At 39.7% G+C, this 21,150-nt stretch carries 21 protein-coding genes and 1 pseudogene; 16 read left to right on the forward strand and 6 right to left on the reverse strand.

Translation table 11 applies throughout. From position 1 onward, the window contains the following. Positions 1-201 precede the first annotated feature (201 nt). Positions 202-564 (reverse strand): nicotinic acid mononucleotide adenyltransferase, encoded by a 363-nt coding sequence (locus VIM94_RS06485; RefSeq protein WP_332038476.1) that lies wholly within the window; start codon positions 562-564, stop codon positions 202-204. 226 nt (positions 565-790) lie between these two features. Here VIM94_RS06485 and aspS point away from each other — a divergent pair, with 226 nt between their 5' ends. The 4 genes from aspS to VIM94_RS06505 all read left to right on the forward strand — a co-directional run bounded on the left by aspS (position 791) and on the right by VIM94_RS06505 (position 4,929). Beyond that, positions 791-2,539 carry an aspartate--tRNA ligase gene (gene aspS / locus VIM94_RS06490; protein WP_332038477.1) on the forward strand — a complete coding sequence of 583 codons (1,749 nt, stop codon included), beginning with the start codon at positions 791-793 and terminating at the stop codon, positions 2,537-2,539. Between the two features lie 138 nt (positions 2,540-2,677). Then, positions 2,678-4,390 (forward strand): chloride channel protein, encoded by a 1,713-nt coding sequence (locus VIM94_RS06495; protein ID WP_332038478.1) that lies wholly within the window; start codon positions 2,678-2,680, stop codon positions 4,388-4,390. A gap of 14 nt (positions 4,391-4,404) precedes the next feature. Continuing rightward, on the forward strand, positions 4,405-4,632 hold the full coding sequence (locus VIM94_RS06500; RefSeq protein WP_332038479.1) for a hypothetical protein: 228 nt from the start codon (positions 4,405-4,407) through the stop codon (positions 4,630-4,632). Positions 4,633-4,734: 102 nt separating this feature from the next. Beyond that, entirely contained in the window at positions 4,735-4,929 is a 195-nt protein-coding gene (locus VIM94_RS06505; RefSeq protein ID WP_332038480.1) for a cold shock domain-containing protein, read from the forward strand. A gap of 84 nt (positions 4,930-5,013) precedes the next feature. On the opposite strand, the gene VIM94_RS06510 is transcribed toward VIM94_RS06505, so the two are convergent. Continuing rightward, positions 5,014-5,970 carry an NAD-dependent epimerase/dehydratase family protein gene (locus VIM94_RS06510; RefSeq protein WP_332038481.1) on the reverse strand — a complete coding sequence of 319 codons (957 nt, stop codon included), beginning with the start codon at positions 5,968-5,970 and terminating at the stop codon, positions 5,014-5,016. Between the two features lie 144 nt (positions 5,971-6,114). Here VIM94_RS06510 and VIM94_RS06515 point away from each other — a divergent pair, with 144 nt between their 5' ends. The 3 genes from VIM94_RS06515 to VIM94_RS06525 all read left to right on the forward strand — a co-directional run bounded on the left by VIM94_RS06515 (position 6,115) and on the right by VIM94_RS06525 (position 9,445). Further along, on the forward strand, positions 6,115-6,684 hold the full coding sequence (locus tag VIM94_RS06515; protein ID WP_332038482.1) for a hypothetical protein: 570 nt from the start codon (positions 6,115-6,117) through the stop codon (positions 6,682-6,684). 55 nt (positions 6,685-6,739) lie between these two features. Continuing rightward, entirely contained in the window at positions 6,740-7,237 is a 498-nt protein-coding gene (locus VIM94_RS06520) for a nuclear transport factor 2 family protein (RefSeq protein ID WP_332038483.1), read from the forward strand. 138 nt (positions 7,238-7,375) lie between these two features. Continuing rightward, the gene (locus tag VIM94_RS06525) at positions 7,376-9,445 is read left to right on the forward strand and encodes a M13 family metallopeptidase (protein ID WP_332038484.1); all 2,070 of its coding nucleotides are present in this window, start codon (positions 7,376-7,378) and stop codon (positions 9,443-9,445) included. Positions 9,446-9,502: 57 nt separating this feature from the next. Here VIM94_RS06525 and VIM94_RS06530 read toward each other — a convergent pair whose 3' ends face one another. Continuing rightward, the gene (locus tag VIM94_RS06530) at positions 9,503-9,868 is read right to left on the reverse strand and encodes a YraN family protein (RefSeq protein WP_332038485.1); all 366 of its coding nucleotides are present in this window, start codon (positions 9,866-9,868) and stop codon (positions 9,503-9,505) included. A gap of 66 nt (positions 9,869-9,934) precedes the next feature. Next, on the reverse strand, positions 9,935-10,504 hold the full coding sequence (locus VIM94_RS06535; RefSeq protein ID WP_332038486.1) for a hypothetical protein: 570 nt from the start codon (positions 10,502-10,504) through the stop codon (positions 9,935-9,937). Positions 10,505-10,669: 165 nt separating this feature from the next. On the opposite strand from VIM94_RS06535, the gene metG reads away from it, so the two are divergent. Then, positions 10,670-12,757 (forward strand): methionine--tRNA ligase, encoded by a 2,088-nt coding sequence (gene metG / locus VIM94_RS06540; RefSeq protein ID WP_414707161.1) that lies wholly within the window; start codon positions 10,670-10,672, stop codon positions 12,755-12,757. Between the two features lie 334 nt (positions 12,758-13,091). Continuing rightward, positions 13,092-13,994, forward strand: coding sequence for a histone deacetylase (locus VIM94_RS06545; protein WP_332038487.1), 903 nt, complete (start codon positions 13,092-13,094; stop codon positions 13,992-13,994). 67 nt (positions 13,995-14,061) lie between these two features. Here VIM94_RS06545 and VIM94_RS06550 read toward each other — a convergent pair whose 3' ends face one another. Then, the gene (locus tag VIM94_RS06550; protein ID WP_332038488.1) at positions 14,062-14,397 is read right to left on the reverse strand and encodes a single-stranded DNA-binding protein; all 336 of its coding nucleotides are present in this window, start codon (positions 14,395-14,397) and stop codon (positions 14,062-14,064) included. Positions 14,398-14,595: 198 nt separating this feature from the next. On the opposite strand from VIM94_RS06550, the gene VIM94_RS06555 reads away from it, so the two are divergent. The 5 genes from VIM94_RS06555 (at position 14,596) to VIM94_RS06575 (ending at position 17,854) form a co-directional block, all read left to right on the forward strand. Continuing rightward, entirely contained in the window at positions 14,596-15,231 is a 636-nt protein-coding gene (locus tag VIM94_RS06555; RefSeq protein ID WP_332038489.1) for a hypothetical protein, read from the forward strand. 35 nt (positions 15,232-15,266) lie between these two features. Further along, positions 15,267-15,635: a cupin domain-containing protein gene (locus VIM94_RS06560; protein ID WP_332038490.1), complete on the forward strand. Its 369-nt coding sequence runs from the start codon at positions 15,267-15,269 to the stop codon at positions 15,633-15,635. Positions 15,636-15,849: 214 nt separating this feature from the next. Further along, the gene (locus tag VIM94_RS06565) at positions 15,850-16,326 is read left to right on the forward strand and encodes a hypothetical protein (RefSeq protein ID WP_332038491.1); all 477 of its coding nucleotides are present in this window, start codon (positions 15,850-15,852) and stop codon (positions 16,324-16,326) included. 235 nt (positions 16,327-16,561) lie between these two features. Beyond that, positions 16,562-17,176 carry a DEAD/DEAH box helicase gene (locus tag VIM94_RS06570; protein ID WP_332038492.1) on the forward strand — a complete coding sequence of 205 codons (615 nt, stop codon included), beginning with the start codon at positions 16,562-16,564 and terminating at the stop codon, positions 17,174-17,176. A 330-nt stretch (positions 17,177-17,506) separates the two neighbouring features. Continuing rightward, positions 17,507-17,854: a hypothetical protein gene (locus VIM94_RS06575; protein ID WP_332038493.1), complete on the forward strand. Its 348-nt coding sequence runs from the start codon at positions 17,507-17,509 to the stop codon at positions 17,852-17,854. Positions 17,855-17,857: 3 nt separating this feature from the next. Here the strand turns inward: VIM94_RS06575 and VIM94_RS06580 are convergent, their stop codons facing one another. Then, positions 17,858-18,325, reverse strand: coding sequence for a CBS domain-containing protein (locus tag VIM94_RS06580; protein ID WP_332038494.1), 468 nt, complete (start codon positions 18,323-18,325; stop codon positions 17,858-17,860). Between the two features lie 117 nt (positions 18,326-18,442). Between VIM94_RS06580 and VIM94_RS06585 the strand changes: the two genes are divergently transcribed. Together VIM94_RS06585 and VIM94_RS06590 are read left to right on the forward strand one after the other, a co-directional pair. After that, positions 18,443-20,758, forward strand: a complete 2,316-nt coding sequence (locus VIM94_RS06585; RefSeq protein WP_332038495.1) for a M20/M25/M40 family metallo-hydrolase — start codon at positions 18,443-18,445, stop codon at positions 20,756-20,758. Positions 20,759-20,894: 136 nt separating this feature from the next. Further along, positions 20,895-21,150, forward strand: a pseudogene (locus VIM94_RS06590) (SDR family NAD(P)-dependent oxidoreductase); the annotation flags it as partial.

Raw genomic sequence — 21,150 nt, forward strand, 5'->3', positions numbered from 1 at the left:
CGCTCCGGACTCAATTTCCTGGACAACTTGAAGTTTAAAAGAAATAGAATAATCTTTTTGGGTACGCTTTATATACCCAGTCTTTGTTGATCTTTTCATTACACTACTGTTTTAGTGTATCGCTATTTCAGGACGGGACAAGTTTAAAAAACAAAAAACCCCGAAGCTTCAACTTCGGGATTTTTTGTTTTATTTTAAAATTTATTTCATAGTGGTTAAAGTGCCTTCAATTTTCCAGGTATTTAGACCGGCAATTTGATTATTCTCATAATCCACTTCGGTTAATTTATCTGAATTCCAAAAGAACCATTTTCCGGTTTTTACACCTTGAGTATAATTTGCCATACTTGTTTTGTTTCCGTTTATATCATAGGCAGTCCATTCCCCATGCAGTTTACCGTCTTTATAAGTTCCTGTCTGGCTAACCGTACCATCAGCATAATAAAATGTACCTTTAATAAGGTCTCCTTCTTTTTCAAACTTAGGTTCCGGAGTTTCCTGAGCAATAGCCACCGTACCAAGGCTTATTGCCACAGCTATCAAAATATTCTTTATCTTTTTCATGACCTGTTTTTTAATTTCCTTTTTAAATATACCTAAAAGTTTACATTAACACAATAATTACTTAATATTAAATTAACATTGGGGGATTAAAAAATTAAATTCCAAGTAGTTAAAAGTTAGGCCAGAGCCTAAAATAAAACTGAAATCCTATATTTTATAGCATTAAATTACCGGCAAACCCATAAGAACTTCTTACTTTTGCTGGCACTAAAATTTAAGGGAAATTATGTACAGAAGTCACACCTGTGGAGAATTAAATATTACCAATATTGGTCAAAAGGTCCAACTTTCGGGATGGGTTCAAAAAATAAGAGATAAAGGTTTTATGGTATGGGTAGACCTACGCGATCGTTACGGAATTACCCAGCTAATTTTTGATGAAGACCGATCATCAGGAGAGTTAATGGAAAAAGCCCAGAAACTCGGCCGTGAATTTGTTATTCAGATTTCCGGAAAAGTGATTGAGCGGGAATCAAAAAATCCTAATATTCCAACAGGTGAAGTTGAGGTCCTGGTTTCAGAATTAAATATTCTTAACACTTCCAAGACTCCTCCCTTTACCATTGAAGAAGAAACCGATGGCGGGGAAGATCTACGAATGAAATACCGGTATCTGGATATTAGAAGAAATCCGGTTAAGAACAAATTGATGTTCCGCCACAAAGTAGGTATGCAGGTACGAAACTACCTTTCCCAAAAAGGCTTTGTTGAAGTTGAAACCCCTTACTTAATAAAATCCACCCCCGAAGGTGCCCGTGATTTCGTTGTCCCAAGCCGAATGAACGAAGGCCAGTTTTACGCGCTTCCGCAATCGCCGCAAACCTTCAAGCAATTGCTTATGGTAGGCGGGTTGGATAAATATTTCCAGATTGTAAAATGTTTTCGCGATGAAGATCTTCGTGCCGATCGGCAGCCGGAATTCACCCAGATAGATTGCGAAATGGCTTTCGTAGAACAAGAAGATATCCTGAACATTTTTGAAGGCCTTACTCGTTTCCTACTAAAGGAAATAAATGATGTTGAGGTTAAGGAATTCCCCAGGATGACTTATGCCGAAGCCATGAAAAAATACGGAAACGACAAACCGGATATTCGATTCGGGATGGAATTTGCCGAATTAAATGAAGTTGCCCAAAACAAAGGTTTCAAAATTTTCGACGAACAGGAACTTGTTGTCGGGATCGCAGTTCCGGGCGGCGCTTCATTTACAAGAAAAGAGATCGACAAACTTGTTGCCTGGGTTAAGCGTCCACAAATTGGCGCTACCGGACTTGTATGGGCAAAATATAATGGAGACGGAAGTTTGAAATCTTCAGTAGATAAATTTTATTCCGAAGATGATCTTAAAACCTGGGCGGATGCCACAAGGGCTAAACATGGTGATCTTATTTTGGTTATGGCCGGTGACGCTAACAAGACCAGAACTCAGCTCAGCGCCTTAAGAATGCACTTAGGAAACGAATTAGGTTTGAGAAAAGCCAATGAATTCGCACCACTGTGGGTGGTAGATTTCCCACTTCTTGAATGGGACGAGGAAACCAAGCGATACCATGCCATGCACCACCCGTTTACTTCGCCTAAAAAAGAAGATTTCGCTTTGCTTGAAACAAAACCGGGTGAAGTTCGAGCCAATGCTTATGATTTAGTTTTGAACGGAAACGAAATTGGCGGTGGTTCAATAAGAATTCATGATAAAGAAACACAGTCCAGGATGTTCGATTATCTAGGTTTCACTCCTGAAGAAGCTGAGGCGCAATTCGGTTTTCTTATGGATGCCTTCCAATATGGAGCACCACCGCATGGGGGAATAGCCTTTGGCTTTGATCGACTCGTAGCTATCCTGGGGGGCCAGGAGAGCATTCGGGACTTTATCGCTTTCCCTAAAAACAATGCCGGAAGAGATGTTATGATTGATGCCCCGGCAAATCTTGATAAAGCGCAATTAGATGAATTACATCTTCAGGTAAAATTATAATTGATAAAAAATCCCGATTCCATATCGGGATTTTTTTACCTTCACTTAAAATTTTTTTGAGTGGTCACCAAACCTACAAAACTATTAATCCGTTTTTCAAAATGGAGTAACCGGCATCTAAGTCATCAACAATTCCTGATGATTTTAAGTGCTATTATTGGGTTTATCGCCGGTTTGGGCGCAGTAGTCATTAAAAACCTCACTCACTTTATACAGCGCTTACTGGAAGGAAGCCTGATTGCAAATTACCACCACGCTTTTTATTTTATTTTTCCGCTTATTGGTTTAAGCCTTACATTGTTTGTTATTAGAGTAATTTTCAAAAAAAGCTTAGGTCACGGTATTCCTTCTACGCTTTATGCCATTTCCCGGCGAAAAGGAATTATGCGTTCTTTCCAGATGTATGCCTCAATAATCACCGCGCCGTTAACCGTTGGCTTTGGAGGATCTGTTGGACTGGAAGGCCCAACAGTGGCAACTGGAGCTTCTTTAGGTTCCAATATTTCGCGCTTTTTTAAGATGAACCAGAGCTCACGCACCTTATTAATAGGTTGTGCGGCTGCCGGAGCTATGTCATCTATCTTTAAAGCACCCATCGCGGCGATCATTTTTGCTATTGAAGTTTTTAGCTTGGACCTCACTTTAATTTCTATGGTCCCCTTGCTTATTGCTTCGGTTTCAGCTATTCTCACCTCTTATTTTTTCTTTGGTTCTGATATTATTCTCCCATTTGAACTTCAGGATAGTTTTAATATCTCGGAGGTCCCTTTTTATATAATCCTTGGAATACTTGCAGCTGGGTTTTCTATGTATTTTACCAGTATTTATTTCAAAATTGGAGATGCTTTTAAAAAGATTGATTCCCTTTTTTATCGGCTCGTACTGGGCGGACTTGGACTTGGAATCCTTATTTACTTTATTCCGCCACTATATGGTGAAGGTTATAATGTGATAAATAATCTCCTGGCCGAAGATTATTTTGAAGCTCTTGGTACTAATTTTTTTAACGAGTATCTAGATAATATATGGATTGTAATCATACTACTTGCGAGCCTCGTATTTTTTAAGATTATCGCTACCTCTCTTACTTTTGGAGCCGGAGGTATCGGTGGTATTTTTGCCCCGGTAATGTTCATGGGAAGTGCTATGGGACACTGCTTCGCATTAGTTGTAAATAACCTGGGAGTTTTAAGAAATCCTATTTCGGTAAGTAGTTTTACTATGGTCGGCATGGCCGGATTAATGGCCGGGGTTTTACACGCCCCGCTCACCGCAATTTTCCTTATTGCAGAGCTTACGGGTGGTTACGAACTTTTTGTGCCTTTAATGATTACTGCTGCCATTTCTTTTATGATTACCAATCGGTTTCAGCCGCATTCTGTTTATACCATGGAACTAGCGCAACGAGGTGATTTGTTAACCCATAATAAAGACCAGGCTGTTTTAACCCTTTTGAATATTAAACAAATTATAGAAAAAAACTTTGTAAGCCTTAATATAAATATGAACCTTGGGGATGTTATTCATGAGGGCGTTATAAAATCCTCCCGAAATCTTTTCCCCGTTATTGACGAAAATCGTAACTTTTTAGGAATCATTCTTTTAGATGATATTAGACCGATAATGTTCGATCAGAAAATGTACAAGGAAGTTAAGGTAAGTGATATTATGCAACGAGCACCTGAAATTATTGATCTTAGAAAAGACAGGCCAAAAGATATCATGACTAAATTCCAGGAAACGAATGCCTGGAATCTACCGGTGGTAGAAGATGGTAAATATGTTGGTTTTATCTCAAAATCCAAATTACTCACCGCCTACCGTCAAAAATTAATTGAAGTAACTGTTTAGCTATGAAAACTTTAATGAAAATACTAGGAATCGCCATCCTTATCGCGATTGGAATTGGATTTTATATTAGAACTTTTGATGACAAGGCATTAGGCGATGTCATAATTGGAATCGCCGTTCTTGCCAGTGCTTTTATCTTAATGCCAATTTTTCTTTATGTAAGATGGAATGGTAAAAAACTAAAAGACTACACCCTCACCAAAGAAAACCTGGACCGTATGAGGGATAAAGGCCTGGATTAACAAGCTGATTTTAAAGCGATTCAAAATAATTTTTAAAAATTTATGGGCTCGTCTACTTTATTATATTAAGTTTGTACTTTATTAATTATTTATTTTTTTACAATGGAAGGTACAGTTAAATTTTTCAATGAATCCAAAGGTTACGGATTCATAACCAACGACGACACAGGAAGAGACATCTTCGTACACGTTACTGCTCTTGATGGGGAAACTCTAAATGAAGGTGACAAAGTGGAGTACGTTGAAGTAGAAGGAAAAAAAGGAGTAAACGCTAGCCAGGTGCGCGTTATTGAATAGATATATTATCCTATTTTCGAAACTACAAAAGCCACTGATCATCAGTGGCTTTTTTTATTGTATTAATTGCCTAAATCTCCTTCTCTAATTAATTTCAAAGGCTTCTGCTACGCCGTTAAGCATTTTCGCGGTTAGGGCAGAAAGATCATATTGATGCTTCCAATCCCAGTCTTCTCTAGCTTCAGAATCGTCAATATCAGAGGGCCAGGAATCAGCTATTTTTTGCCTGAAATCAGGATTGTAATCAATACTGAAATCAGGGATATGTTTTTTAATCTCTTCTGCGAGTTCCTTCGGAGTAAAACTTATCGCACTTAGATTATATGAGGACCTTACCTTCACTTTTTCTGAAGGAGCTTGCATAAGATCAATTGTAGCCTTGATAGCATCATCCATATACATCATAGGTAATCCTGTAGATTCACTTAGATATGAAGTATAGGCTTTATTTTTAAGCGCTTCATGAAAAATTTCTATCGCGTAGTCTGTTGTCCCGCCTCCAGGAAGGGTTTTGTAACTTATAATCCCGGGATAACGCAAACTTCTAACGTCTACGCCATATTTATCATGAAAATACTGGCACCATCTCTCTCCGGTTTGTTTACTAATGCCGTAAACCGTAGAAGGCTCCATTATAGTGGTTTGGGGAGTATTTTCTTTAGGTGTGGTTGGGCCAAAAACAGCTATACTAGAAGGCCAAAACACTTTTTTTAACTTCTTATCTTTTGCCAGATTTAAAATATGGAAAAGAGAATCCATATTAAGGTTCCAGGCTTTCATGGGATGTTGTTCTGCCGTAGCGCTAAGCATTGCAGCCATAAGATAAACCTCCTCTATCTCATATTTATTAATAATACTTTCTACATTAGATTTGTTGGTGGCATCCAGAATTTCAAATTGACCCGATTGCATCAACTCTTCATTTCCTTCACGAATATCACTTGCGATAACCCGATCTCTTCCGTGAATTTCCCGAAGTTTTAAGGATAATTCGGTTCCTATCTGCCCACTAGCACCTATGACTAAAATTTTTTCGGCCATGTTATTCAATTTTCAACAAATATATTTAATATTATAAAGGTATTCGCAACAAAACCTTCAAAACCTGTGCTCAACTTAAAAATCTGTTAATCCTGGAAAGATTTCCGGGCTAAAGAGCTAATTTTCATTTAACTTTGTGTGTATATGAAACTCCTGATACCTCTTTTTTGCTTACTCATCCTCAGCGGATGTAAGTCTGATGTTAATGCCGAAGCCAACGAGCAAACCGAGTTGGATAGCACCTTGCTTGCCAAAAACATTAATTTACCGGATACCGAAGTAGAACTGCTTCCAGAAGCCAAAAAACATGTGGTGCAATGGGTAAATTATATCACCGCCCAAAATGAGATAAACAATCTAAAATCGGCCAGCCTTAACCAGGTAATTGAGAGTGCAAAACCCATCTCCCAAATTATGCAATCTTTAAAAACTACAGTTCCAGACACGCTTAAATCAAAAGCAGTAGATGCAAGGTTGAACGTTTTATCCACCAAAGCCCAGGTTCTTGAGCAACTTGCCTCTCGCCGAAATAAAAACCTCGAACAAATCTCCAAAACCGCCCAGGAAATTCCGGTTGAATTCAATAATTTCAAACTTCAACTCAATGAGCTATTCCTAAAAAGCCTGGAGGATTTTGAACGTGAACTGGACAAGCTCGAAAGGGAACAGGACAGTATTTCCCAGGCAACAGAGCGTATTAAAGATTCGGTTTAACCAAAACACACCTTCCATTACTTTAGAAATTGTATCTTGAGACAAATCTATCTCGATGAAAAACCTTGTTTCTATTATCCTCTTTGGTTTACTTAGCCTCCAGACATTTTCACAGGATACTTCCGAAGAGAAAATCAACCAACTCATAGATCAATGGCATAAAGCCGCAGCAGAGGCCGATTTCGATGCCTATTTTAGCCTTATGACCCAAGATGGTGTTTTTATAGGCACCGATGCCACCGAAAACTGGCAGAACGATGATTTTCGTGAATTTTCCAAACCTTATTTTGATCGCGGAAAAGCCTGGAGTTTTACCCGTTTGGAACGTAACATTTATTTTAACAAAAATAAGTCTATCGCCTGGTTTGATGAGCTTCTAGACACTCACATGGGAATTTGCCGCGGCTCCGGAGTACTTCAAAAAACCGAAACGGAATGGAAGATCGCGCATTATGTGCTCTCTATCACCATACCAAATGAGAATGTCGAAAAAGTCACTCAATTAAAACAGTCCTTTGACGAAAAACTCATCTCTCAGCACAAAAACAAGTAAAAATCAGATTCCAACTATCTACTATCGATCAATAAATTTCTATTTATTTTAGAAAAAGTGTCTTCCACTTTTAAGATTATTAAATGAAATGGCTTCTTTTTAGTATTTTAGCATCATCTAAAAACAATAATTTAACAAATGAAGAAAATAACAAATTTGCTGTTTTATTCATTTTTGGGAGCTGCTGTAGTAAGCGGTTGTAAAAATGATAAAGAAGACAGCGTTGAAAAAGAGGAAATCCACGGAATTAACCTGGCTTATATGGATACTACCGTAAGCCCAAAAGACGACTTCTTTAGATTCGTGAACGGAAAATGGGTAGACTCTACCGAGATTCCGGAAGACCAGACTACTTGGGGTAGTTTTATGGAATTAAGACAAACCACCGATGCTGATGCCCTTGCTTTACTGGCAGGCGCTTCTACCAGCGACAGCCTTGACCCAAACAGCGATCAGGCCAAAGCGGTTTACCTTTACAAAACTATTATGGACACGGTGAGCCGGAATGAACTGGGCGTTGAACCTGTGAAGCCATACCTCGCAAAAGTAGATGCCATTGAGAACAAAGAAGACCTTCAGGCCTTTCTTACTGAAATGCAACAATACGGCGGGGCAGGATTCTTTTCCTTTGGGGTAAGAGCCGATGCAAAAAATTCTAACCAGAATGCTGCTTATTTGTACCCATCGGGCTTAGGCCTTCCGGACAGGGATTACTACGTAGCTGATGATGCCGATTCCAAAGAAAAACGTAAAAAATACAAAGAGCATATTACCAAAATGCTTCAGTATATAGATTATTCTGAAGAAGAAGCATCTGAAGCAGCCAAAACAATCCTTGAATTCGAGACCAAACTGGCAGAACCTCAACTGGATAAAGTAGAGCGTAGAGATGCACGGAACACTTATAACCCAATGACTGTCTCTGAACTTGAAAAATCAGTTCCGGCTTTAGATTGGGAAAAATATTTCAACGAAATAGGCGCAAAAGAACTTGACACTATTATCGTAGCTCAGCCTAAATATATGAAGACTTTACAGAAGGTCTTCAATCAGAATAATGTTGAAGACTGGAAAACTTATTTGAAATGGAGCATCTTTAATGATGCTGCTAATGCGCTTTCTACCGAAATTGAAACCGCTAACTGGGAATTCTATAACAAAACCTTGCAAGGAGCCCAGGAACAACGTCCCCGTGATGAGCGTGCATTGCAAACTATCAACTGGACCATTGGCGAAGCTCTTGGTAAACTTTATGTAGAGGAACATTTCCCCGCCGAAGCTAAAGAGCAGGCTGAAGAAATGATAGCAAACATCATTAAAGCTTACGAAAACAGGATTAATAACCTGAGCTGGATGAGTGAGGACACTAAGAAAAAAGCCATTGAAAAACTGGGTACTACTACTATTAAGGTTGGTTATCCAGACGAATGGAAAGATTACAGTGATCTTGAAATCGCAGGAGTTGAGAAGGACGGTTCTTATTTCCAGAACATGATGAATGTGAGCAAATGGAGAACAGCTGAAAATATGGCCAAACTGGGAGAACCGGTAGACAAAACCGAATGGTTTATGCCTCCTCAAATAGTTAACGCTTATTATAACCCTAGTTATAATGAGATCGTATTCCCTGCTGCCATTCTCCAACCACCTTTCTACGATTACAAAGCCGATGCAGCCATTAATTACGGCGGAATTGGAGCCGTAATCGGTCATGAGATCTCTCACGGATTTGATGACAGTGGTGCTCGTTTTGACGCTGATGGAAACCTTAACAACTGGTGGACCGATGAAGATCTTGAAGCCTTTGAAGAGCTTGGAGGCGCTCTGGCTAACCAATACAGCAAAATCGAAGTTGTAGACAGTGTGTTTATCAATGGGCAATTTACCCTTGGTGAAAATATTGGTGACCTAGGTGGAGTTAATGCCGCTTATGATGGATTACAAATCCACCTTGAGGAAAATGGTAACCCGGGTGAAATTGACGGTTATACTCCAGAGCAACGTTTCTTCATGTCATGGGCAACCGTATGGAGAACCAAGATGCGTGATGAGGCCTTGAAAAACAAGATCAAAACCGATCCGCATTCTCCCGGAATGTACCGCGCCTATGTGCCACTTCAAAACATAGAAGCTTTCTATGAGGCTTTTGAAATTGAAGAAGGTGATAAGATGTATCTAGCTCCCGAAGATCGCGTGGTCATCTGGTAGTTCCAGCATAATTAATTAATTCAAGGGCCTGCTGAAAAGAGATTTCAGCAGGCCTTTTTATTGAAAATGGTAAAAAGCATTTTCCAGATGTTCCAATTTTACACCTTGCTTATTGATCACGATAGCAATTATATCAAAACGAGCCTCCACCTCAGAGAGATTTCTGTCATTAATATAGAAATCTGCGACCTTTAAAAGTTGTCTCTTTTGCTTTGGTTTCACAAATTCCTGAGGAAGACCAAAATCGGGGGTGCTGCGGGTTTTCACCTCAACTATCACGAGGGTATCACCTGTTCTGGCAATAATGTCTACCTCTGCTTTATCAAATCTGTAGTTCTCGGCCAGAATCTCATACCCCTCTTTTCTAAGGTGCGCCACAGCAATTTTTTCCCCCTTAATTCCTAATGAATTGTGTTTGGCCATTTAATTTTTAGGAAAATTAAAGTTTACAGACCGAATAAAAATTGGGGGAAATCCTTTAAAATTTGCTTAATTGATCAGCATTATGGTTTCAACTCTAAGATCCAAGGCTTCTATTTCCTCCGGGCTCGCTTCAATTAGACGATCTCCGTAAAATTTATTTCCTGGATCATTTTGAGGTGCCAGGAAAACGCGTAAGCCTGAATCTTCGAGCTTCCCTTCATTCCACATCACCGCTCCACTGTAATCCCAGCCAAAACCATAAAAGGAAATCTCTTTTCCATTCAGCTTGTTGAGCTCGTCATAAGTAGTACCTATTGCAATGCCCTCACTAGATTTCCATTGCCCGTCAACGTCAAACCTGATATCATGTATTTTTGTTCTGCTCTTATCTTTCCAGGTAATGTGAAGTTCGTTAGGAGTATCCGGATAAAGGATGGTATAAGCACGTTCCACGGTACCTTCCTCAAACATCCCCACATCTTCCCTAAAATTGGCATTGGGATATCTATTTTTAAGCTCTTCGGAAGAGTATTTCTGCAGGTTTTCAACCACAAACTTTTCATCCGAAGCGGTATTTCGGGAACTTCCGCAGGCGACTAAAGTCAATACACTAATTAAAACAATTAATTTTTTCATTTTAGATTAAGTTGCTTCCGCAGAAAACCATTAAAAATCTCTTCGGAAAAAGTTTGTTGCTAAATTCAGGAACATTCCACAGAGAAGCCCTGTCTTTTACAAGAATTTAACGCGTATTATTTAACAGATGCTTACCTTTACGGCTTCCAAAAAAGTTTAAGATTAATGAGCGATTCTACACAGCGATATACTATTACAGCGGCTTTACCATATACCAACGGCCCTATCCATATTGGTCACCTTGCAGGGGTGTATGTCCCTGCCGATATTTATGCACGTTTCCTTAGGATGCAAGGCCACGATGTAGCTTTTGTCTGCGGAAGTGACGAGCATGGAGTACCAATTACTATAAAGGCGAAAAAAGAAGGCGTGAGCCCACAGGACATCGTAGATAAGTATCACGCTGTTATAAAAAAATCTTTTAAGGATTTTGGGGTCTCTTTTGACAATTACTCCAGAACATCAGCCGAAGTTCACCACGATACGGCCTCTGCTTTTTTCAAAAAAATGTATGAGGATGGTAAATTCATTGAAGAAACAACCCAACAACTTTATGATGAAGAAGCCAAACAATTTCTGGCCGATCGTTTTGTAACCGGAACCTGCCCGAAATGCGGAAATGAAGAAGCATACGGCGACCAATGCGAAAGCTGCGGAACCTCCCTGAATGCCACCGATCTTATCAACCCTAAATCAACATTTTCTGGAGCTACGCCTACCCTCAGGAAAACCCGGCATTGGTTTTTGCCTCTAGATCAATATGAAGACTGGCTGAAGGAATGGATCCTGGTTGGCCATAAAGCCGACTGGAAAAGCAATGTGTACGGCCAGGTTAAATCCTGGATAGACGACGGGCTTAGGGCCCGTGCCGTAACCCGCGACCTGGACTGGGGAATTCCCGTTCCGGTTGAGGGTGCCGATGGAAAGGTGTTATATGTTTGGTTTGATGCGCCAATAGGCTACATCTCCTCCACAAAGGAGTGGGCTGAACGCGAAGGGAAAGATTGGGAGCCTTACTGGAAAGATGAAAACACCAAACTCATCCACTTTATAGGAAAAGATAATATTGTATTCCACTGTATTATTTTCCCGGTAATGCTTAAGGCTCATGGAGACTTTATTTTGCCGCAAAACGTACCTGCCAACGAGTTCCTTAATCTCGAAGGCAAGAAACTATCTACCTCTAAGAACTGGGCGGTTTGGCTTCACGAATATCTGGAAGATTTCCCAGGGCAGCAGGATGTTTTGCGATATGTGCTCACCGCCAATGCCCCGGAAGCTAAAGACAACGATTTCACCTGGAAGGATTTCCAGGCAAGAAATAATAACGAATTAGTAGCTATTTTCGGGAATTTCATCAATCGCGTAGTGGTACTTACCAATAAATATTATGGAGGAATTGTTCCTAAGCCTCAAAAGCTCTCAGAAATCGACGAGCAAACCATCGCAGAGCTGAAAGCCTATCCGGCAGTAATAGCTAGTTCTATTGAAAAGTATCGTTTCCGTGAAGCCCAGGCAGAACTTATGAACCTGGCCCGACTTGGAAACAAATACCTGGCCGATGAGGAGCCCTGGAAACTTATAAAAACCGATGCTGGCAGGGTTCAGACGGTAATGTATGTCGCCCTGCAAATCGCTTCTGCCCTGGCCACTTTAAGTGAGCCCTTCTTGCCATTCACCTCAGTGAAACTTAAAGGTATGCTGAAATTTTCTGCTGAAGAAAACAGGCTTGAAAGCTATGAGAAGTCTCAATGGGATAAGATCACAACCCGGGAAGCTCTCTTACCGGCGGGCCATCAAATTGGAAAAGGAGAACTGCTATTCAGCAAAATTGAAGATGAACAAATAGAAAAGCAATTGGAAAAACTGGAAACTACAAAAACTGCAAATGCCGCTGAAGCGAATAAAGTAGAGCCGCAAAAAGAGACTGCAAGCTTTGAGGAGTTCACCAAAATGGACCTTAGGGTAGGGACTATCATTGAAGCTCATAAAATGCCAAAGACCAAAAAACTTATGGTGATAAAGGTAGATACCGGGCTTGACCAGAGAACAGTTGTTTCAGGGATTGCAGAGCATTATAAAGCTGAAGATATCATTGGAAAAAAAGTTACGGTTTTAGCTAATTTGGCTCCCCGAAAACTGCGCGGAGTTGAAAGTCAGGGGATGATCCTGATGACCGAAAATGCTCAGGGAAAACTGGTTTTTGTGAACCCCGATGAAGATGGCGTAGAACCGGGAACTACCATCAATTAGTTTCGGATCCCGGCTGCACTTTTAGGTTATGCTGGTCATCGCTTGAAATGCCCTGGCAAAGCACAAAAACAAAAATTTCGACAAATGGTAAAAATTTGGATAATAACAATCTCTCTTTTTTTAATAATCACATTACTTTTCTGGAGTTTTACCAGGGGTCATTTCAGAAAAGAACATGGTAAAAAAATGTGGGGAAAATGGGGAACGAGAACCTTCTATTGGCAAGGTGCGATATTTGTCGGTATCGGAAGTACATTTCTAATAATGTATCTTTTAAAATGGGCACACATTTTAAATTTTTAGAAGCGGAAACCTGTTAGATTACTCAAGCTAAATGCTCGAAATAGCCTATCATCCTATCTACAAACACCCATTACCGAAGGGGCACCGTTTCCCTATGGAAAAATATGAGTTGCTTCCAAAACAGCTCCTTCATGAAGGGACCTGTGTGGAATCAAATTTTTTTCAGCCGGAAATTCCGGACGAAAAATATATTCTGGCTGTGCACGATGCTGAATATTTAACAAAGTTACAAAACCTTGATCTCGACAGAAGAGCTGAAAGAAAAACCGGTTTTCCCCTTTCTGCAGAACTTGTGAAAAGAGAACTCATAATTGCAGATGGTACGATGAAAGGCTGTCATTTCGCTCTTGAAAATGGTATCGCCTTCAACATTGCCGGGGGAACGCATCACGCCTATTCCGATCACGGGGAGGCTTTTTGTTTGCTAAATGACCAGGCTATTGCCGCCAGATATCTCCAGCAGAAAAAACTGGCTAAAAAAATACTTATTATAGACCTGGACGTTCACCAGGGAAATGGCACGGCCGAGATCTTCGAAAAAGATTCTTCTGTTTTCACCTTTTCAATACACGGAAAAAATAACTACCCTTTTAAAAAAGAACAATCTGATCTGGACATTGAACTAACCGATGGCACGGGCGATGAAGACTATTTAAGAATGCTCAAAAACACCCTTCCGGATTTAGTGAAAGAGCAAGATCCCGATTTCATCTTTTATTTAAGCGGAGTGGATATTTTAAAAACCGATAAATTAGGAAAGCTCTCCTGCACAGTCGCGGGCTGCAAAGAACGCGATCGCTTTGTGCTGCAAACCTGCCGTGATCTTAAAATTCCCATACAATGCAGTATGGGAGGTGGGTACTCTCCCGAAATTAAAACAATTATCGAAGCTCACGCCAATACTTACCGGCTGGCTCAGGAACTTTATTTTTAGTGTAAAAAATCCCATCCGGTGAATGCAGACGGGATTTTCAATCTTCAGAAAAATTACTTTTTATACACTACTTATTTCCCATTAACAGCAGCTCATTGCAAACCACCTCGGTAATAAAATGCTTCTTGCCTTCTTTGTCATCCCAACTGCGGTTGGTTAACTTCCCTTCTATGCCCACTTCCTTGCCCTTGCCGACATATTTCTCTACCAGCTCAGCCGTTTTTCCCCAGGCTACAATATTATGCCATTGGGTATCGGTAATTTTTTCTCCCGCAGCATTCTTGTAATGCTCATTAGTCGCGATTGGAAATTTTGCGATTTTCTTTCCCGTTTCCAGGTTTACGATCTCAGGCTCTCTTCCTACATTCCCGATCAACTGAACTTTGTTTCTTAAAGTACTCATAACTCAAAATTTTAATTTAGCTGAAAATCGTTAGTTCATTTCAACACAACAAACTTAGAACTGAACGCAAATAATAATCGGTTGGGAATTATTTGTTTTCGTTTATAGGCGTTTGTAAACATTTAAAAATATTTAATTCAAGATTACTGTCCCGCTTATTTTGTCATTCCAATAGAAAGTTTTACTTGCAAAGAAAAAATGTCACAAGAAGAACATAAAGTCTGGTATGCCTGCTATGGCTCCAACCTCCTGGAGGAGCGTTTTAGGTGCTATATAGGTGGTGGACAGCCAAAAGGTGCCCATCGAATTTACCCGGGATGCACCAACAAAACATTCCCTACCCGCACAAAAGGTCTGCTCATTAACAGGGAAATGTATTTTGCTAAAATTTCTAAAACCTGGAGCGGAGGCGGTGCTGCTTTCATTAAATCAGATTTTGATAAAAATGTAGAAACCCTGGGGCGTATGTACCTTATTACCAGCCAGCAATTTGTTGACCTGGTACAGCAGGAGATAAAGTTTGAAGGAGATTTTGATATTAACCTGGAAAAGGTAATCAAAGAAGGTTCCCTGGATATGAAAAATAAATCCTGGTATGGGCAAATCAATCACCTCGGGGAAGAAGAAGGCTATCCCATTTTCACCTTTACCAATGAAGAATACCTAGAAAATGAAATAAATGCCCCCAACGAACATTATTTAAAAATTATTATTGAAGGATTAAAGGAAACCTATCAAATGACAGACACAGAGATTGAAAACTACCTCAAAACGAAAGAGGGTATTAAAGATTTTCCTATTGAAGCTAAACTACTTCAACTCATTATGAGCTGAGGGAATATTGTCCTATTTTTATTAAAAATAAATCAATGAGGAATAAAGAAAAAGTAAACCTAAAAGATAAATTCGAGCTTTTTAATGAATATTGGACGCCTAAAATTATTGGCGAACTTAATGGACAACAGGTGAAATTAGCCAAGCTAAAAGGTGAATTTGTATGGCACGATCATAAGCATGAAGATGAAATGTTCCTGGTTATAAAGGGCAGCATTAAAATTGAGTTTCGGGATAAAACCATAAACCTCCATGAAGGTGAGATGTATATCGTCCCCAGAGGCGTAGAACACAATCCCGTAGCACAAGAAGAAGCCTGGGTTTTACTTTTTGAACCATCGACTACCCAACATACCGGCGAAGTAAAAGATAAACTTAGCGTAGAGAACCCAGATTGGATTTAAAACTCAAACTTATATACAAAATTGCCTAAAAGCGACAACAGGTGTAAAGGGTTTTAATTTCCGGGAAAATTATCTTTATATACTCTCTGAGCCTTTTAATGTTTTTAATTGAAAAAAGAGTACTATAAACCAGTATTATGTAATTAAGAGCCTGAATATCAATTGAAGAAGAGCTTATAGAATTGAATGATAATTAAATTCATATTTTTAACTTATGAAAGCAGCCAGTGTTAGTCAGTTAAAAAAAGAACTCGCATTCCGGTCTCAGCATGAACTCCTGGAGCTTTGTCTTAGGCTTTCAAAATTCAAAAAAGAGAATAAAGAGCTGCTCACCTATTTATTATTCGAAGCAGATAATGAGGCCGAATTCATTTCTGAAGTAAAAAAAGAGATGGACGAGCAATTTGCCGGCATCAACACCCGTACCTGGTATTTTATAAAAAAGAGTGTGAGGAAAATCCTGAGGGATGTGAAAAAACACGCCCGTTATTCAGGAAAAACAGAAACCGAGGTGGAGCTTCTTATTTATTTCTGTGCGAAGTTGAAATCATTCCCTAAGCCTATACACCGCAATAAAACCCTTCAGAACCTTTATGAGCGACAGCTTCAGCTTATCAATACAAAGCTGCAGAAACTCCACGAAGACCTGCAATATGATTACCGATTGCAGATGGAAAAACTTAATTTATAAAGTAAAGTCTAGAGCATCACCAGATTAGTGATTTTCAGGTTTAATAAAATTTAAAGGGGTTTTATAGTGAGGCCAAAATTGTGAAAGTTATCTTTGTTGGATCTTGATTTTTATCAAATTGAAGCAAACCAGCATGATGCTGCACGCAAAATCGGTTAAACCCTGCATGATTAAAGCCTGTACTGAATTTCCATGTTATGTAGAACTGATGTAATCAGGCTAAAATTAAAAGCAGATGTCCTTTAAAAAACTGAATCCCCCATTAAAAGAAGCTCTTGAAAGATTGGGAATTGAAGAGCCGTTACCATTTCAGAAAAAAATATTACCAAAAATTAAAAGCGGAAGAGATCTTTTCATTTTTTCCCCGGAAAATCATGGCAAAACCACTGCGCTGATCATTAGTACAATCCAAAAACTCGAAAGTGCAGCTTTTGAAGATGCGCCCAGGGCACTGATCTATGTAAAAGACAAAGAAGCCGCGATGGAACTTGAAAAGAAATTTAAAAAATTCACCAGATATATGGATCTACGCATTTTCAGTGCGTATGATGAACCCGATATAGAAGTTCAGAAAGTTGCCATTTACGAAGGCGTAGATATAGTGATTGCAACTCCTAAAAAACTATTTAAGCTTTTTTCCATAACAGGGATTAATGTGAGCCAGTTAAAGTTACTAATTGTAGAAGATGCTGAATTCATTAACAATACAGGCATTTTCAATGATCTGATTCGAATCCCTCAGCATATTTCAAAATGTCAATACCTGGTATTTGCTAATGAGACCAATTCTAAAATTGAAAGATTAAAGGATTCTTTTATGGCTCGCGCCGAAGTTGTTAATATGAAATAGGTATGTGTTTTCCATATTTCGGAATATGCGATTAGTATAAAGTTTTTCTGCTAATAATGCTATTGGCCATGACCACCAATGCTCAGGATTTAAAAGACTTTCAATAAAAAACCGTTTGGTCCTGGTAATTGCATAAAATATGGAAGATCAGGGCTTCCAAAAGCAACCGGAAATTCTTTCTCTCAAAAAATTATTTGCAACCAAAGATAGTATGCCAATGGCAAACTGAAATGCAAAGAAATAAATAAGAGCCTTAAAACATTTTAATTCCACCCCTATACACCCCTATAAATAGGTTTTTATTATATTTATTGTGAAAATATTGAAAAAATGCAAAAAGCCTGTCTGGAATGTGGCGATAAAATTGTGGGCCGCGTAGATAAAAAGTTCTGCAGCGATTATTGCCGCAACGCATACCACAACAACCTTAATAAAGACAGCAAAAACCTGGTTAGAAACGTAAACAACCGGCTGCGCAAGAACTATCGTATTCTGGAAGAATGCAACCCCAATGAAAAAACCACCACCACCAAAAACCGACTTTTAGCCAAGGGATTCAACTTCGATTATATCACAAGTATTTACACCACTAAGAGCGGAAAGGTGTACTATTTTGTGTATGATCAGGGTTATCTTCCACTCGATAACGGGATTTATGCCCTGGTTAAAAGAAACTAAAGCTTAAACGTGCCAATTATTGCTTTTTTGTTCTGTTGCAGCACGCAATACATCGCTCTGACTAATCTGCCCAACAAGCTTACCATTTTCAACAATTGGAAATCTTCTGTAACGTTTCTCGATGAATTTTTTGGCGGCATCAATCACGTTCATATTTCCATCTATGGTTTCTACATTGCAATTCATGCGTTTCCCAACAGTGGTATCTTCCAGAGGCATATTATAATACTGGCTATCAGAAACGTGTTTCATACAATCCCCCTCAGAGATCATCCCTTTCAAATTATTTTTTTCGTCAACAACACATCCCCCGGAAATTTTATGTTTCAGTAGCTTTTCAGCCACATCCATAATGTGGTCTTTTTCCCTGAAGGTGATCAGGTCGGTGGTCATATAATCTTTTACCAGCATAGCCGAACTCTCCGGTTTTTCCGGAGCCGCCTGCTTTCCTTGATAACTTTTGATAGCCATAGCTTAAAATTTTGAGTATTAATCTCTTAAATATAAGAAATTTCCAATTAGGGCTAAAGCCCTTTCTTTCTTAAAATCTTGATTATCTTTATTCCCGAATAATTACAAGTGCTATTTATGCTGAAAAGTATACCTCCCGTTTTTTCGCTTATTCTTATCGCCATTGCTGCCTGGTTTACTTTCAACAGCAGCCAGCCTAAAAATTTTTCTTCGGAAAATATTCCTGAAACAGAGTTCTCTACCCAACGCGCCTTTCAACACGTTGAAGCTATGGCTAAGCAACCTCATTATATCGAGACGGTCGAGCACAGTAGGGTACGTAATTATATCGTGAATGAATTACAGAAGATGAATCTATTGGTGCAAACCCAGGAAGATTATTCTTTAAATAAACGCGGAAGCCTGGTGAGACCTCAAAATATTCTGAGTCGAATTGAAGGGGATGGGGATGGCCCGGCGCTGGTATTGATGTCGCATTACGACAGCAATCCACATTCCTCCCTGGGCGCCAGTGATGCTGCGAGTGGCGTGGCCACCATACTGGAAGGAATTCGAGCTTTTTTGGCTCAAAACCCATCCCACCAAAACGACATCATCCTTCTATTTACTGATGCTGAAGAAATTGGTCTCAATGGAGCCGAACTTTTTGTAAGAGATCATCCCTGGGCCGAAGACGCCGGACTTGTCCTAAATTTTGAAGCACGGGGCAGTGGTGGAGATTCATTCATGTTTCTCGAAACAAATTCCGGAAATGCCAAATTGCTCGAGGCCTTTCAGGAAGCAAATCCTGAATATCCGGTTACCAACTCCCTGGTGTACAGCATTTATAAAATGCTGCCCAATGATACAGATCTTACGGTACTTCGGGAACAGGCCAATATCCCCGGTTTCAATTTCGCTTTTATAGATGATCATTTCGATTATCATGCTGCCACCGACACCCCAAAAAATCTGGATAAAGAAAGCCTGGCCCATCAAGGAAGCTATCTTATGCCATTGCTGGAAACCTTTAAAGACGCTGATCTTTCCAATTTTAAAACCGAAAAAGAACTTATCTTCTTTAGTCTCCCTGGAGGAGAAATGATAAGTTATCCCTTCTCCTGGATCACTCCAATTTTATTGATCGCGGTTGTGATCTTTATCCTGCTGCTGATTTATGGGTTTTCCCAAAAAAGACTTGATGGCAAATCAGTTTTTAAAGGATTTCTGGCTTTTTTGCTAAGTTTTACTCTCGCGGGACTACTCACCTTCCTTTTATGGAAATTTAACCTCTATATCTACCCGGAATTTTCAGAAATGGAACAGGGTTTCACCTATAACGGATATTATTATATAGCCGCTTTCCTTTTTCTAAGTCTTACCATATCCTTTTTCACCTATCACCGTTACCACAAACCTGTTAATCAAGCCTCCCTTTTTGTTTTTCCTTTATTTTTCTGGTTGTTATTATGCAGCCTACTTGGCATTTACCTTAAGGGAGCTGCCTATCTTATAATCCCCGTTTATTTTGGTTTGCTCCAATTCTTTGTAATGATAAGGCAAAAAAAACCAAACAACCTACTCATGGCTTTTTTAAGTCTACCGGCCATCTTTATCTTCCTGCCGCTTCTAGTCCAATTCCCGGTAGCTTTGGGCTTAAAGATCCTATTTGCTTCTGCCCTGCTCTGCGTGCTGCTGTTTACACTAATGCTTCCGGTATTCGGATATTTTAAAAGAAAGAAAGCCTTGGCAGTACTAAGCTTCCTTATATTTAATATCCTCTTTTTTATCGCACATTTTAAGTCAGAATTTAACGAGAAGAGACCAAAACCCAATTCCCTGGTCTATCTCTTTGATGCCGATGAAAATACCGCTCACTGGCGTTCTTACGATAAAATGCCTGATGAATGGACTGAAAATTTCTTCGGAAAGGAACCGGTGATTATACCTTCAAACGAGAAAACCTTCAGTAGTAAGTATGGCTCCAATTTTACCTGGAGAGCTGAAGCTCCTTCAATAAATTTGCAGGCTCCAACGATTCTTTTCGATAGCCTGGGGACTACGGATGAGATCACCCACTATTCCCTAAAGATCGCTCCTAACCGAAAAATTCACCGCCTGGAACTTTTCGCCGACCGCAGTGTAGATTTCGAGGAGTTTAAAGTAAATGGTTTACAGGCGGCTGACACCCAATTGGGAGACAACAAATTTAATGTACATACCCGCCGATGGCATGACCGACTTCTCACCTGGCATGTTTCGGGGAGAGATACTTTGCGGGTGGAATTCAGCTTGGAAAGTAATGAAAAACCAACATTCACCCTTTATGAATCCAGCTTCGATCTCCTGGAAAATCAAGAATTAAATGTGCCGGAAAGATCTGAAAGTATGATCCCAAGGCCATTTGTAGTAAACGATGCGGTAATTTTTAAGAAAACCATAAGTCCCGAGTAGGCTGGGGTTTTGTAGATTTGAATTGCACAATAATCGTCATTCTGAACTTGATTCAGAATCTCATCACCATGAGTAAAGCTATGGTATTAACATAAGTTAAAAAACACCTCCCCTTCGGGGAGGGCAGGGAAGGACCATGAACATATCAATATTAGGAACCGGATGGCTGGGCTTGCCCCTGGGAAAAGCACTTATCGAGGCTGAACATAGTATAAAAGGCTCGGTAACCCGCCGGGAAAAAATGGAGCAGCTGCAGGAAGCGGGAATCACCCCATACCAGATCAAGGTCTTTACCGAAGGCGTACAAGGCGATCTCACTTCCTTCCTGGCAGATGCCGAAGTTTTAATCATCGATATCCCACCCGGACTGAGAAGTGATCCCGAAGCCGATT

Origin of the sequence: Salegentibacter sp., assembly GCF_036568425.1 — a bacterium.
Lineage (GTDB): Bacteria > Bacteroidota > Bacteroidia > Flavobacteriales > Flavobacteriaceae > Salegentibacter.